General features: G+C 58.4%; 10 protein-coding genes and 1 tRNA gene. 7 read left to right on the top strand and 4 right to left on the bottom strand.

Annotated features, from left to right (window positions below):
• Nucleotides 1-278: 278 nt before the first annotated feature.
• Complete coding sequence (locus ASD36_RS01030) at nucleotides 279-2501, top strand: caspase family protein (RefSeq protein ID WP_060503619.1); 2223 nt, start codon at nucleotides 279-281, stop codon at nucleotides 2499-2501.
• A gap of 88 nt (nucleotides 2502-2589) precedes the next feature.
• On the opposite strand, the gene ASD36_RS01025 is transcribed toward ASD36_RS01030, so the two are convergent.
• On the bottom strand, nucleotides 2590-2769 hold the full coding sequence (locus tag ASD36_RS01025) for a hypothetical protein (protein ID WP_060503618.1): 180 nt from the start codon (nucleotides 2767-2769) through the stop codon (nucleotides 2590-2592).
• A 355-nt stretch (nucleotides 2770-3124) separates the two neighbouring features.
• On the opposite strand from ASD36_RS01025, the gene ASD36_RS01020 reads away from it, so the two are divergent.
• Nucleotides 3125-3214 (top strand) — tRNA-Ser (locus ASD36_RS01020).
• Between the two features lie 858 nt (nucleotides 3215-4072).
• The gene (locus ASD36_RS01015) at nucleotides 4073-5116 is read left to right on the top strand and encodes a porin (RefSeq protein ID WP_060641703.1); all 1044 of its coding nucleotides are present in this window, start codon (nucleotides 4073-4075) and stop codon (nucleotides 5114-5116) included.
• Nucleotides 5117-5226: 110 nt separating this feature from the next.
• Here ASD36_RS01015 and ASD36_RS01010 read toward each other — a convergent pair whose 3' ends face one another.
• On the bottom strand, nucleotides 5227-6123 hold the full coding sequence (locus ASD36_RS01010) for an alpha/beta hydrolase (protein ID WP_060503616.1): 897 nt from the start codon (nucleotides 6121-6123) through the stop codon (nucleotides 5227-5229).
• 127 nt (nucleotides 6124-6250) lie between these two features.
• Nucleotides 6251-8323 (bottom strand): lytic transglycosylase domain-containing protein, encoded by a 2073-nt coding sequence (locus tag ASD36_RS01005; RefSeq protein WP_060503615.1) that lies wholly within the window; start codon nucleotides 8321-8323, stop codon nucleotides 6251-6253.
• A 299-nt stretch (nucleotides 8324-8622) separates the two neighbouring features.
• Here ASD36_RS01005 and dapA point away from each other — a divergent pair, with 299 nt between their 5' ends.
• Together dapA and smpB are read left to right on the top strand one after the other, a co-directional pair.
• Nucleotides 8623-9507, top strand: coding sequence for a 4-hydroxy-tetrahydrodipicolinate synthase (dapA, locus tag ASD36_RS01000; protein ID WP_060503614.1), 885 nt, complete (start codon nucleotides 8623-8625; stop codon nucleotides 9505-9507).
• The gene (smpB, locus tag ASD36_RS00995) at nucleotides 9507-9983 is read left to right on the top strand and encodes an SsrA-binding protein SmpB (RefSeq protein ID WP_060503613.1); all 477 of its coding nucleotides are present in this window, start codon (nucleotides 9507-9509) and stop codon (nucleotides 9981-9983) included. Before dapA ends, smpB begins: the two co-directional genes overlap by 1 nt.
• 57 nt (nucleotides 9984-10040) lie before the next feature.
• Here smpB and ASD36_RS00990 read toward each other — a convergent pair whose 3' ends face one another.
• A complete protein-coding gene (locus ASD36_RS00990; protein WP_060503612.1) occupies nucleotides 10041-10622 on the bottom strand; it encodes an NYN domain-containing protein in 582 nt (193 codons plus the stop codon).
• A gap of 584 nt (nucleotides 10623-11206) precedes the next feature.
• Between ASD36_RS00990 and rpoZ the strand changes: the two genes are divergently transcribed.
• Nucleotides 11207-11614: a DNA-directed RNA polymerase subunit omega gene (gene rpoZ / locus ASD36_RS00985; RefSeq protein WP_060503611.1), complete on the top strand. Its 408-nt coding sequence runs from the start codon at nucleotides 11207-11209 to the stop codon at nucleotides 11612-11614.
• A gap of 158 nt (nucleotides 11615-11772) precedes the next feature.
• Nucleotides 11773-13995, top strand: coding sequence for a bifunctional (p)ppGpp synthetase/guanosine-3',5'-bis(diphosphate) 3'-pyrophosphohydrolase (locus ASD36_RS00980; RefSeq protein ID WP_060508676.1), 2223 nt, complete (start codon nucleotides 11773-11775; stop codon nucleotides 13993-13995).
• Nucleotides 13996-14113 lie beyond the last annotated feature (118 nt).

Below are 14113 nucleotides of genomic sequence, written 5' to 3'. Positions count from 1 at the left end.
TTGGGTCAGGTTCGCGCTGCGTTTCGCCACGCCGCATGCTGCTATGGCCGCAGTTTCCGTCGCCATCCTTGCTCTGAGCTTGCGGTCACGCAACTCCGTCTTCGTGCGTGCTTAAAAAAAGCCTGAAACCGGACATTGAAACCCACCAGCCCATACGTAATACTTTCATGCAAGGCGCGCCGGCAACGAAAATACCCGGTGAAGCAGGGATCATGTTTGCGCAGTTTCAAAGGGTGCATTACACCCCGGCAGACTGCACGAGCGCGGAGGGGAAAATCATGTTCAAGCGTTATTTCCACGGCTGGCTGCCCATCTTCGTTCTGGCGCTGTCGGTTGTCGTGTTTCAGGCCGGTTCTGCCGAAGCGGCAAAACGCGTCGCGCTTCTGATCGGAAACGAGAAATACGAGGCGACATCGCAGCTGAACAACCCGGCCAACGATGTCGAGTTGATGAAGGCTTCGTTCGAAGAGGCGGGTTTCGATATGGTGACGGCGGTGCACGATCTCGACCGCGCCTCGATGGTCCGTGCACTGCGCGACTTCGAGGACACTGCCGCCGGCGCTGATGTCGCCATCATCTATTATTCCGGCCACGGCATGGAGATGAACGGCGAGAACTTTCTGCTTCCGGTCGATGTCAGCCTGAAGACCGACAAGGATGTCGAAGACGAGGCAATCCCGCTCGACCGCGTGCAGCGCTCGCTGGAAGGCGCGACACGTCTGAAACTGGTTATTCTCGACGCCTGCCGCAACAATCCCTTCGAACAATCGATGAGCCGCTCGATCTCCACCCGCGCCGTCAGCCGTGGTCTGGCACGTGTTGAGCCTGAATCGGCCGACCTCCTGGTGGCCTTCGCCTCGAAGGCCGGTACGGTGGCGATGGACGGAGAGGGAAAGAACAGCCCGTTTGCGACAGCGTTGGCGAAATATCTGACCGAACCCGGCGTTGATGTGCGCATCGCGCTCGGCAAGGTTCGTGATGACGTGGTGACGGCGACCAACCGCGAACAGGAGCCGTTCGTCTATGGATCGCTCGGCGGCGCGCAGATCTTCCTCAATATCAAGGAAGTGAACATCAACATCACCAATAACGGCAACACGCAGGAAGTCTCGCCGAACGGCCAGTCTGCTGCGGCGGCGGACTGGCAGAATATCCGCGATCTTGCCGATAAAGACCTGATCGAGGTGTTTTTGGCCAAGCATGGCACTGATCCGGTCTACAAGATGCTGGCGGAAAAGAAGCTGAAGCTGCTGGATGAGGCAGCGCAGACCGCGGTGACGCCGGATGAAATCGCCTGGGAGGCGCTCAAGCAGTCGACCGATGGAGCAGCGCTCACCCGTTTCGTTGAACGGTATCCGGACAGCAAGCACAGAGTGGAAGCGGAGACCCAAATCGCGGCGCTCGAGCCGAAGAAGGGCTTGAATATTTCCCGGACAGGCAAGGATACGCAGGCTTCGCGTGATTGCTATCTGCTCGCCGGCGAACCGCAATCGATGCCTGGCTTCCTCGGCGTCAATTTCCTCAAGATCGATTCGGCGCGCGCGCTCACCGCCTGCGCCCAGGCGGTCAACGAAAACCCCGACGATATGATGCTCGTCAACATGCTCGGCCGTGCCCAGGACGCCGGGCGCAATTACGTCGATGCCCGCAGCAACTATCAAAAGGCAGCCGACGGCGGCAATATGTATGGACTGACGAACCTCGCCTGGTTCTCGATCTACGGCACCGATGGTCCCGTCGATGTCGACAAGGGCAAGGAAATGTTCGAGCACGCCGCCAATAACGGCAATTCCTACGCCCAGGCATCGCTCGGCTGGCTCTATCGCGATGGCTATGGCAGCGTTCCGCAGGATTACGCGGAATCGCTGAAATGGTACCAACTCTCGGCCAATCAGGGCTACGCCAATGCCATGGCGACCCTTGGCTGGTTCTATCGCGAGGGCAACGGGGTTGAAAAAGATCTCGACCAGTCGCTCTCCTGGTACCAGAAGGCGGCCGAAGGCGGCGATGCCAATGCGATGTCGTCGCTCGGTTGGGCCTATCAGAATGGTCTCGGCACGCCACAGGATTATACCCAGGCAAAGGTCTGGTACGAAAAGGCAGCCAATGTCGGCGACGCCTATTCGATGGCACTGCTCGGCTGGTTCTATGATGACGGCAAGGCCGTGCCGCAGGACTATGCGCAGGCTCGCAACTGGTATGAAATGGCGTCCAACGCCGGAAGCGCTTATGCCATGGGCAATCTGAGCCGCCTCTATGACTGGGGGTTGGGTACGAAGGCGGATCCAAAAGAGGCAGTGCGCTGGGCTGCGGCCAGCGTCGAGGGCGGCGATCCGGCCAAACTTGAAGAACTGAAGACATCCCCGGATAATTTCACGCCCGCCTTCCGCAAGGAAATCCAGGCGTTGCTCAAGGATCGCGGCTATTACAGCGGCCCACTGGATGGTGATTTCGGTGCCGCCACACAGAACGCGATCGACCGGCTGGCGAAAAAGAGCTGAGGTGCCGGCAGCGGAAATGACAGGAAACATAAAGGGCCGGACCTGTGAGACAGGTCCGGCCCTTTATGTAAGGAGTAAGCAGATCGGCTTAGCGGTTGCTTTCCAGCGCCCTGAGTGCGGCCTGTCCGGCGGCGATGGCCTCGATCTGGTTGGAGAACTGGCCGTGGGCTGGATAGACGACCGTGCCGCGCTTGAGCACGAAAGCCCACCGCCCGTTGCGCAGCTTTTCGATCGTCACCTTGGTTTCCGGTTTGCTGTCATTGCTCATGATGGATTCCGAACCTGTTGTTGCATGCCGCCCGCATGATGACGGCGGAATGGCTTTAATGATCTTTATAGAGACATGAATTAGCGCAACAGTCCCGCATCGGGCAATCGGCAATGATGTAAGCCTTCTCCCTCGGCAGTCGCATCATCCCGGCGGACGCCACTGTCCCCACCGTAGCTGTTGCTGTAGCTTGCGGGAACGGAAGTGCTGGACATTTCATATGGCCGGTGCGTTGCTCATCAAGCGAGTTTGCGGTCCATCATGTCCTGAAACGGGCATGGAAAAACAACTTTGTCGCGGGAAACCGCAAAAACTCCTTGCAATGAAAGGCTCCTGACTCTAGTCAGGCGCTAACGGAGAGGTGGCCGAGTGGTCGAAGGCGCTCCCCTGCTAAGGGAGTATACCCGGAAGGGTATCGTGGGTTCGAATCCCATCTTCTCCGCCATCAGATCTTAAGCTCGATTTTTGGCACGCACATCGGCCCGCATCAATTGCTGCGCCGGAAATCAGTTCCAAATCGCACCTTGCCGTTTTTCCGGTTCCAAAGAGCCTGGCTCCATTTCATCCTCTCGCGGGTTTAGGTGCGGCTTGCTGATCGCGACGCCGGAATGGCTCCCTCCAGTCTTCGCTGACGGGGCGAGTACGACAGGTGCTCAACTCTCCCTTTTGGTCAGCGGCAATCGATTCTGGTTACGCAGCTCTTTGATGTCTCTTGTCTGCTCCACGGCGAGGTCGATATCCGATCGGTGGTCAGGACGGCCTACGCAATAAATTGGCATGCGCAGTTTGATTGTTCGTCAGGAACATACGAATCGTGCCGGCGGGCTCCCCGCATTAATGATTCTCCGAATCGTGCCGCTGATCTCATCGAATGACACCATGATTCCGGTTCTCGACTGTCCGCGATTGGTGTAGCGGCCGTCGAAGCGCCTCGTGGACCGTGCCGCGAATCCGGCTGCGCACAGCCGTTTCGCCCCATTTTCGCCCCGTTATGATACGGATCGCACCGCGAAGGGTGCAGCTAAGTCCCGATGAATAAAGGGTTTTCTTAACGTCTTGTTAATAACTTCCGGCCGCTTGGGGCGTTTTTGTGTCGTTTCAGCAACAGCGCAGGGGGAAGGGCGGGCCAAACATGACGAACTCGCAAGTTGGTGATTGCGCCAGCGGTCCCGTCTTGTATTTTCAACTCCGGAAGCAAGGGCGGTTGATCGTCCGACTTCTTAAATGTTGGGGATGGGGCAGGGAATACTGTCCTTCAGTATAATACCCAGACCTGTTTGAAACTTTTGACTGGAGGTCAGAAATGAACATCAAGAGCCTTCTTCTCGGCTCCGCTGCAGCTCTCGCAGCAGTATCCGGCGCCCAGGCAGCTGACGCAATCGTTGCTGCTGAGCCGGAACCAATGGAATACGTTCGCGTTTGCGACGCTTTCGGCACTGGCTACTTCTACATCCCGGGCACGGAAACCTGCCTGAAGATCGGCGGTTACGTCCGTTTCCAGACCAACTTCGGTCGTGACCGTTCGGGCACGTCTGACTGGGATACGTTCACACGTGGCCAGCTGCAGTTCGACGCCAAGAACGACACTGAACTTGGCACGCTCGAAAGCACCATCGTTCTGCAGACCAATGCTGACAGCTCTGTAAACGGCGGCTCGACCTTCCTTGACACAGCTTCGATCGCGATCGCTGGCTTCAAGTTCGGCTACTACTACAGCTGGTGGGGCGACGGCATCGCCGGCGAAACCGACGCTCTTGCAACCAACACCCTGTTCAACTCGATCTCGTACACCTACGATGGCGGCGCATTCAAGGCCGGTCTCTCGGTTGACGAAATCGAAGGCATTGGCCGCGTAAAGGGCCTGCCGATGGGTCTGCCGAACGACTTCGGTCGTGAAGACAACGGCCTCGGCGTTGCTGCCATGCTGTCCGGCTCGGTTGGTGGCGTAACAGCTACCCTGCTCGGCGCTTACGACACTGAACGCGAAGAAGGCGCTATCCGCGCTATCATCTCCGCTGAACTCGGTGCTGGCACATTCAACCTGGCAGGCGTCTGGGCTTCTGACCCGAACGTATACTACAACGAATCCGAATGGACCGTTGCTGCCTCGTATGAATTCAAGGCAACTGACAAGCTGACCATCACTCCGGCTGCTCAGTACTTCGGCGACTACGCTTTCATCAACGGTGTTGACGCTTGGCGTGTAGGCCTGACGGCTGGCTACCAGATCACCGACGGTCTGAAGACCCTCGCAACGGTTCAGTACCAGGACGTAGACGACTCCCGTCGTTACGGCATTGGCGGCGACGAAGTCTCCGGCTTCCTCCGTCTGCAGCGCGACTTCTAATCTCTGATTTCATATCAGTGATGGAAAGCCCGGTCGAAAGACCGGGCTTTTTCCGTTTTACGGTTTACCTGGCCTTGGCCTTTTAACCGCCATTCGCGTAATCGGCGCCTTTACAAAATCCTGCCGATGAACGCCGTGATTTCGTCAAGCAAATCTGGGCGATGCAGAAGCGGCGCGTGTCCTTGTCCCACGGCATTGACCAGCGTCATATGTGGATGCCGTTTTGCCATCTCCGCGAAGGTTGCGCGTGACAGAATGCTGGAATTCTCACCCCGGATGGCCATCAGGGGCATTGTCTGAAAACCTTGATAAAGCGCCCAGAGATCAGGAACCGGCATATCTGCATCCAAGTTTTTCAGTGGCTCGATCAGGGCCGGGTCGAAATCGGCGACGATCATACCGTCCTTGTCACGGAAGATGGCATCCGCCATATCCCTCCAGTCTGGCTCTTCCAGGGACGGGAAGGCCGGGCCATGCACTCTTTTCAAGCTTTCGACTGCCTCGTCCCAGGAGTGCAACGTCGGTTGCGCCTCCAGATACCGTCGAATCTGTAGCAGACCGGCAATTTCGATGACTGGCCCGATGTCGTTGAGGACGATGGCTGCCAGCAGGGCCGGGCGCATCGCAGCAAGAAGATGAAGGATCAGACCGCCGCGGGACGTGCCAATGAAAATGGCGCGCGTTACATCGAAAGCGGCGCACGCACACAGAACGTCTTCGGCCTCCACCGGCAGCTGATAGCGGCTTTTATCTGTGTCCCAATCTGAAAATCCGCGGCCTCGATAGTCGAGCGCAATGACGCGGTGCGGGTTTTCGGGGTGAGTTGAGAGCCGCATTGCCAGAAGATGAAAATCGCGGCTGTTGCGGCTGAGCCCAGGCAGGCAGACGATCGGAAGCGTTCCTGCCGTTCGTGGATCGCCATTGCCATAGTCGCGGGCATAGAGCTGTAATCCGTCGCTGGTTGAAAACCGGAGTTCTTGAAAACTCGTCTTGGTGGCGCTTGTCACGATCTCTCCCGTTGCTGATTGTCGGGAGAAGCATAGCTCATCAGGGCAGTCCCGGAAGAGGGGCGGCGGGTTTATATCCGCCGGCAATCCGGGTGCTGTTTCTGGCAGGTGAACAAAAGGACTGTTGTCAGCGGCCCACGCGCAGATCCTGTACTATATCTGCTGTCTGCCCGAGCCGGGACTTGTAGACCTGATAGTTTTCCATCACCCGTTGCACATAATTTCGGGTTTCGGCAAATGGAATTCGCTCGATCCAGTCGACGACGTCGTCGATCGATTTGCCGCGCGGGTCGCCGTACCGGTTTATCCAGTCCGGTACGCGCCGGGGGCCGGCATTATAGGCGATGAAGGTGAGGATATAGGAGCCACCGAAATCATCGATCTGTTCGCCAAGATAATGCGCGCCGAGCGTGGCATTATAGGCGGTATCCGTCGTCAGCCGCTCCTGGGAATAGGCAAGGCCGTGCCGCCCGGCGACGCCCTTGGCGGTGCCGGGCAGGATCTGAAGCAATCCGCGTGCATTGGCCGGCGAGATGGCTGCCGGGTTGAAGGCGCTTTCCTGGCGGGCAATCGCATAGGCCAAAGCCTTGCCCGCGCCACTGATATTGGCATTTGCCGGAATGACGCCGATCGGGAAGGCGAGGGCTGCGACGTCGATGCCCCGGCCGAAGGCGAGTTTGCCGATCTGCAGCGACAACTGGTGCCCTCCGGCTTTTTCCGCGCGGGCTGAAAGGATGGCAAGTTCTCCCGGGCTGGTCAGCTCCTCGGCCAGCGCGCGGTAGAGATTGTCGGCCCGCCACGCATGCCCTGCCTGTTCCAGCCGCGCGATAGCCTGAACTGCCTCGCGCCCCTCGAACCGCCCGCGATCCTCGGCCGTCGGTGATGGGTAGGTAACATTCAGCCCCGTGCGGCCAAGCCGGGCTGCGGCAAGCTGCCCGTAAAATGTCCCAGAAAGCGTTGCGGCCTTGGCAAAATACTCTTTTGCATCGCCGGGGCCGCCTGCTTCAGCTGCGCGGCCCATCCAGTACCAGGCCCGCGAAACCGAAATAGGTCTATTAGATGCTTTCAGGATGCGTTGAAAGTGCTGCGTTGCGGTTGTTGCGTCCTTCAGTCCGCGCAGCGCATACCAGCCGGCATGGAATTCCGCATCGACGATATCGGCCGGGTTGGCGGCGGAATTGTTTGCGGCGATTGCATAGGCAGCCTTGAACTTACCCTGGTCGAGCAGGCCCCGGCTGATGATCCGTTGTTCAACCCACCATTCGCCCGGATTGACCAGCGCGTCCTTGTCTTTCGGCAGGCCGGCTAGAAGCTTGGCTGCCTCTTCATATTTCTCCTGCTTGCGCAGGTATTCGACCCGGATAAACAGGTAGGCCGGTTCGTTGGCCCAGGACCGGTCGACGGCTGCAATCAGTGCCGCCGCGTTATCGGCCTTCTTGGCCGTCGCGACCCAGGCGCGATACAGCGATTGCGCCTTGCCGAGGTCGCTGAAGCGGGATGCCTGGTCGAGGCGGCCGCGATAGAGCAACATTTCCATGCGCTGTTTGTGGTCAGCGGTTGTCAGGAGGCCCGGAAATTCTGCGAGAATCCGGGTCTCGTTGTCCTTGTCGAGGGCATCTTTCAGCCATAGGCCTCGTAGCAACTTCGCTGCCGCATTCATGTTGCCGGTCTGTTGCAGGGCCCGGGCAAGAATGATGGTCCCATCCGCCGTCTCCGGCCGTGTCGTGCCAAAGGCGGAGAGCACATCAGCGGCTGCCGGGTTTTCCCGATAGAGCGCACGCTCGGAATTGGCACGCAGTGCGCCAAGCCCCGGCCAGCCCTTCAATTCCTGCTGCGCAGCGGCGATTTCATAGGAAGGCACGCCTTTCTGACCCGAGGTGGCGATCGCCCAGGTGAGAATGTGGCGGTCGAGCGTGCCTTGGGTCATGGCGTTTCGCGCCACGATAGCCTTCGCCGCATCTCTGTTGGAGAGTGCGTCCAGCCCGGCTTTCAGGTTCGAGTTGACCGGTATCGAGGCGGTGGCGGAAATGATGGAGCCTGTGACTTCAGAGGAGGGCACCCGTCCGGCCTTTACCAGCGTCTCCGGCTTTGACCGGGGCAGTGGGACCGGAAGGCCTTGCGCCGAAACGGTCACCGCTGAAAAAAGCACTGCCGACGCGCCGAGCATCGCAATCATGCGGCGTAAAATCTGCCCACGCATCCAGAACCCCACGCTTGCCCCTGACATTCTCTCATTTGGCGACGCAATTGTTAACGAAAGGTTACCCGCTTCCATTCAATCCCATAAATATCGGTCGGCCTGTTCTCGCGGTTGGGCGAGCCCCGAAATGCGTAAAACCGCCGTTGATGCCAGCGTAATTGACGGGAGCCGGCAACGAATGGCGCGATAGAGTGCTTGCCGCAGGCACTGCACATGATTAAGGTGCGCCAGTTTTCTAACCATGAAATGCGGCTAAAGCGTGGGTTGGTTTCAAGCTCCCCGGCCGTCAGGAGTCGTGCATGTTCAAGGGATCCATTCCCGCACTCGTCACCCCGTTCACCGCCTCCGGCGCTGTGGACACGGATAGCTTTGCCGCGCATGTCGAATGGCAGATCAGCGAAGGCAGTCACGGTCTGGTGCCGGTCGGCACCACCGGTGAATCGCCCACCCTGTCGCATGCCGAGCATAAACGCGTGGTGGAATTGTGCATCGAAACCGCGGCCAAGCGCGTCCCGGTGATCGCAGGTGCCGGCTCCAACAACACGACAGAGGCTATCGAGTTGGCTCAGCACGCCGAAAAGGCGGGGGCAGATGCCGTTCTGGTCGTGACGCCTTATTACAACAAGCCGACCCAGAAGGGGCTTTTCGCCCATTTTGCAGCTGTTGCCGAAAGCGTGAAACTGCCGGTTGTCATTTACAACATTCCCGGCCGCTCCGTCGTGGATATGAGCGTCGAAACGATGGCTGCCTTGCACAAGGCCTATCCGTCGATCATCGGCGTCAAGGATGCGACCGGCAAGATCGAGCGCGTCTCCGAGCAGCGCCTGTCCTGCGGCGCAGGCTTCGTCCAGCTTTCCGGCGAGGACGCAACGGCCCTTGGTTTCAACGCGCATGGCGGCGTCGGCTGCATCTCGGTCACGGCCAATGTGGCGCCGCGCCTCTGTGCCGAATTCCAGGAGGCCACTCTAGCCGGTGATTACGCCAAGGCGCTCGATTATCAGGATAAGCTGATGCCGCTGCATAAGGCGATCTTCATGGAGCCGGGCCTGTGCGGTGCCAAATATGCGCTCAACTGCCTGCGCCAGATGAGCCGCACCGTGCGTTCGCCGCTTCTGTCGACGCTGGAGCCGGCAACCGAGGCTGCCATCGACGCAGCGCTGCGCCATGCGGGGCTGATGAACTGATGGCACCGAAGGGCAGCCAGCGTGTGGTCAAGAAAGTTGTCGCGGAAAACCGGAAGGCCCGCTTCAACTACGAGATCATCGATACCTACGAGGCCGGTCTGGTTCTGACCGGCACCGAGGTGAAGTCGCTGCGCGAAGGCAAGGCCAACATCGCCGAGTCCTACGCCACGGACGAGGGCGGCGAGATGTGGTTGATCAATTCGTACTTGCCGGAATATCTGCAGGCCAACCGCTTCAACCACGAGCCGCGCCGCCGGCGCAAGCTCCTGCTGTCGAAGCGTGAGGCGCACCGGCTGCAAAGCGCGATCAACCGCGACGGCATGACGCTCATCCCGCTCAAGATCTATTTCAATGATCAGGGCAGGGCTAAGCTGGAACTGGCGCTGGGCAAGGGCAAGAAGCTGCACGACAAGCGCGAAAGCGAAAAGGAACGCGACTGGAACCGGCAGAAGAGCCGGTTGCTGAAGGACCATTAGATCACAAAGCGGCGTTGGGATTGAAAAAAGGACCGGCTGCGATCAGCCGGTTCTTTTTTAGTCGTGGATTTCGTCATGGACCGGTTCGGCCGCCACCCGGACGGGGCGTTCCGAGGGGTCGCGCCCGACTTCGGCTTTCAGGCTGACAAGTTCGATGAAGTGATCTGCCTGGCGGCGTAGGTCGTCGGCGATCATTGGTGGCTGGGTCGACATGGTAGAGACGACGGAGACCTTGCGCCCCTTGCGCTGCAGTGCTTCCACCAGCGTGGTGAAATCGCCATCGCCGGAAAAGATCACCAGATGATCAACTGTTTCGGACTGTTCCATCGCATCGATGGCCAGTTCGATGTCCATGTTGCCCTTGATCTTCCGGCGGCCGAGAGAATCGGTAAACTCCTTGGCCGGCTTTGTCACAACCTTGTAACCGTTATAGTCTAGCCAATCGATCAGTGGCCGGATCGATGAGTATTCCTGATCCTCGATCAGCGCCGTGTAATAATACGCCCGAAGCAGATAGCCGCGCTTCTGGAAGGCTTTGAGAAGCTTGCGATAATCAATGTCGAAACCAAGGCTTTTCGACGCGGCGTAAAGATTGGCCCCATCGATGAAGAGCGCGATTTTTTCGCGTGGGTCGAACATCGTAATTCCTTTTTTGTTGTCTCAATGTTTTTGATTTCAACCTGAGCGAGCGATAATGTTCCCGGCCGCAGAACAACTCGAATACATTAAGATTTCATCATATTCTAGCTTTCTAAGCCAGCATTCGCTTTAGTCTAAGAAAATTCCGCTTGGAATAGCTATATCTCGCAGTTTTTTGCTAAAAATATGAGATATCCAGAAATGTTTAGATTTTTTTTCTGATGGGCGGGGCCGGGCGTCATCGGCGCAAATGTCAATTTCTCCATGGCACATCAGGGTTTAGCGATATTCAATCATCATTTAAGCAGATGTCAAAGCCAATCGATTGGGAGTGGTTACCAGATAGCATTTTTGTTCCGGCAGCTGTGGCTGGGCGGATTTTTGGATATCTTTTTTCGCATTGCAGGAAAAACTTGAATTTATGCGGTTTTGATTGTATCGGGCAGGGTAATTCCTGAAATCGGAGCCGCGCATACCGTCAAGCCGACGGCTGGACGGGTTCCGGTGTTGTTAATCGGCGCAGCAACGGGGCCTCTCACGGCATCCATGTTTTTAGCTGCGCTCCTGAGATCCAAAGGACAGGCATGGCCCGCGTCACCGTTGAAGATTGCATCGACAAAGTCGATAACCGTTTTGAGCTCGTGCTTCTGGCAAGCCACCGCGCCCGCCTGATCTCGCAGGGTGCAGCGATCACCATCGATCGCGATAACGACAAAAACCCGGTCGTGGCCCTGCGCGAAATCGCTGACGAAACGCTGTCGCCCGGCGACCTCAAGGAAGACCTGATCCATTCGCTGCAGAAGCATGTCGAAGTCGATGAGCCTGAGCCCGATCCGGCTTCGATGATCAGCGGCGATGCTGCTTCCGTGTTTGCCGACCAGTCGGCCGAAGACGATCAGCCTGAGGCCGTCACCTTCGACCGCATGTCGGAAGAGGAGCTTCTGGCTGGTATCGAAGGCCTCGTTCCGCCGGAAAAAAGTGACGATTATTGAGCCAATGGCGTGCCCGGCCTTGGGTTGGGCGCGACGCTCTGACGCAATGCCGCGTTTTCATTCGGAATTCGCGTGACACCGGTATTTGCAAAGCAGTGCGCCACTCCTATGATTGGCGCACTTTTTGTTTTCCGGATCCCTCCTGGAGTCCCTAGCGGATGATGCGCCAATACGAGCTCGTTGAGCGCGTTCAAAAATACAAGCCCGATGTAAACGAGGCACTCCTCAATAAGGCCTATGTTTACGCCATGCAGAAACATGGCCAGCAGAAGCGGGCAAGCGGCGACCCCTATATTTCCCATCCTCTCGAAGTTGCCGCGATCCTCACCGAGATGCATCTCGATGAATCGACCATCGCGGTCGCGCTTCTGCATGACACGATCGAGGATACGACCGCGACGCGGGCCGAGATCGATGATCTCTTCGGCGAAGACATCGGCGCGCTGGTTGAAGGTCTGACCAAGATCAAGAAGCTCGATCTTGTCACCAAGAAGGCCAAGCAGGCCGAGAACCTGCGCAAGCTGCTTCTCGCGATTTCCGACGACGTGCGCGTCCTTCTCGTCAAGCTCGCCGACCGGCTGCATAACATGCGCACCCTCGATCATATGTCGGCGGAAAAGCGTGCCCGGATTTCCGAGGAGACGATGGATATCTATGCGCCGCTTGCCGGCCGCATGGGCATGCAGGACATGCGCGAGGAACTGGAAAACCTCTCCTTCCGCCATATCAATCCGGAAGCCTTCGAAACGGTAACCCGCCGCCTTGAGGAACTGTCGACCCGCAATGAGGGTCTGATCAAGAAGATCGAGGCCGAGCTGGACGAACTGCTTCAGGCGAGGGGCCTGACCGGCACGATGGTCAAGGGACGGCAGAAGAAACCCTATTCCGTCTTCAAAAAGATGCAGTCGAAGTCATTGTCCTTCGAACAGCTTTCGGACGTCTGGGGTTTTCGGATCATCGTTGCCGATATACCGGACTGCTACCGGGCGCTCGGGATCGTCCACACGCGCTGGCGCGTTGTTCCGGGCCGGTTCAAGGACTATATCTCGACGCCGAAGCAGAACGATTACCAGTCGATCCACACGACCATTGTCGGCCCGTCCCGTCAGCGTATCGAGCTGCAAATCCGCACACGGCTGATGCACGAGATCGCCGAATACGGTATCGCTGCCCATACGCTCTACAAGGATAGCATCGAGCCGGTGGGCGAGGTGAAGCTTTCGCCGAAATCGAACGCCTATTCCTGGCTGCGCCGGACGATCGAGTCGTTGGCCGAAGGCGATAATCCGGAAGAGTTTCTCGAACACACCAAGCTCGAACTATTCCAGGATCAGGTCTTCTGCTTCACGCCGAAGGGCCAGCTCATCGCTCTGCCGCGCGGCGCAACACCGATCGACTTTGCCTATGCGGTTCACACCAATATCGGCGATACCTGCGTCGGCGCCAAGATCAACGGCCGGATCATGCCTCTGGTCACGCGGCTGAACAATGGTGACGAGGTGGAGATCGTCCGCTCCGGCATCCAGGTGCCGCCGCCGGCCTGGGAAGAGATCGTCGTGACCGGCAAGGCGCGTGCCGCCATCCGGCGCGCCACCCGTGCGGCCGTCAGAAAGCAATATTCCGGTCTCGGCTACCGCATCCTCGAGCGCACGTTCGAGCGGGCCGGCAAACAGTTTACCCGCGAGGGTATGAAGCCGGTCCTGCACCGGCTCGGCCACAAGGAGATCGAGGACGCCATTGCCGCCGTCGGCCGTGGCGAACTGTCGTCGCTCGATGTGCTGAGGGCCGTCTATCCCGACCATCAGGATGAGCGCGTCACGCTCAAGCCGAATGATGAGGGCTGGTTTAATATGCGCAGCGCCGCCGGCATGGTCTTCAAATTGCCGGGGCGCCCGAAGGACATGTTCGACGTCCTCGACGGCGAGGGGCCGGAGGCTCTGCCGATCCGTGGTCTTTCGGGCAATGCCGAGGTGCATTTCAGCGCGTCCGGGGCTGTCCCTGGCGATCGGATCGTCGGTATCATGGAGAAGGATAAGGGTATCACCATCTATCCGATCCAGTCGCCGAGCCTGCAGAAGTTCGACGAGGAATCGGAGCGCTGGATCGATGTGCGCTGGGATCTCGACGAGGCCAACAACACCCGCTTCATGGCGCGCATTCAGATCAATGCGCTCAACGAACCGGGCACACTGGCCGAGATCGCCCAGGCGGTTGCCACCAGCGATATCAACATTCGCACCCTGTCGATGGGGCAGGTGGCGACCGATTTCAGCGAGTTTCAGCTGGATATCGAGGTTTGGGATCTTCGCCAGCTCAACCACCTGATCACCCAGATTCGCGATCTGCCAAGCGTTTCGACGGTCAAGCGCGTCTTCGAGTAATGCCGCCCTGGCGGCATTGCTTTGTCATCCGTGCACAGGGCTGAAATGATGCTCGGCTCACAGCCGCGTCCGCATGGTTCGAGGGCGGGCGCAAGGTCATGCCGATATTTCGCCATGA

Source organism: Rhizobium sp. Root1334, from assembly GCF_001426665.1.
Taxonomy (GTDB): Bacteria; Pseudomonadota; Alphaproteobacteria; order Rhizobiales; family Rhizobiaceae; genus Pararhizobium.
Note: the sequence above shows the minus strand (reverse complement) of the source record. Positions and strands in the feature narration are given on the sequence as shown.

What these genes read in the sequence shown, in the direction of transcription:
- ASD36_RS01030 (WP_060503619.1), top strand. Translation starts at nt 279, where the DNA reads ATGTTCAAGCGTTATTTCCACGGCTGGCTGCCCATCTTCGTTCTGGCG.
- ASD36_RS01025 (WP_060503618.1), bottom strand. Translation starts at nt 2,769, where the DNA reads ATGAGCAATGACAGCAAACCGGAAACCAAGGTGACGATCGAAAAGCTG.
- ASD36_RS01015 (WP_060641703.1), top strand. Translation starts at nt 4,073, where the DNA reads ATGAACATCAAGAGCCTTCTTCTCGGCTCCGCTGCAGCTCTCGCAGCA.
- ASD36_RS01005 (WP_060503615.1), bottom strand. Translation starts at nt 8,323, where the DNA reads ATGCGTGGGCAGATTTTACGCCGCATGATTGCGATGCTCGGCGCGTCG.
- dapA (WP_060503614.1), top strand. Translation starts at nt 8,623, where the DNA reads ATGTTCAAGGGATCCATTCCCGCACTCGTCACCCCGTTCACCGCCTCC.
- smpB (WP_060503613.1), top strand. Translation starts at nt 9,507, where the DNA reads ATGGCACCGAAGGGCAGCCAGCGTGTGGTCAAGAAAGTTGTCGCGGAA.
- ASD36_RS00990 (WP_060503612.1), bottom strand. Translation starts at nt 10,622, where the DNA reads ATGTTCGACCCACGCGAAAAAATCGCGCTCTTCATCGATGGGGCCAAT.
- rpoZ (WP_060503611.1), top strand. Translation starts at nt 11,207, where the DNA reads ATGGCCCGCGTCACCGTTGAAGATTGCATCGACAAAGTCGATAACCGT.
- ASD36_RS00980 (WP_060508676.1), top strand. Translation starts at nt 11,773, where the DNA reads ATGATGCGCCAATACGAGCTCGTTGAGCGCGTTCAAAAATACAAGCCC.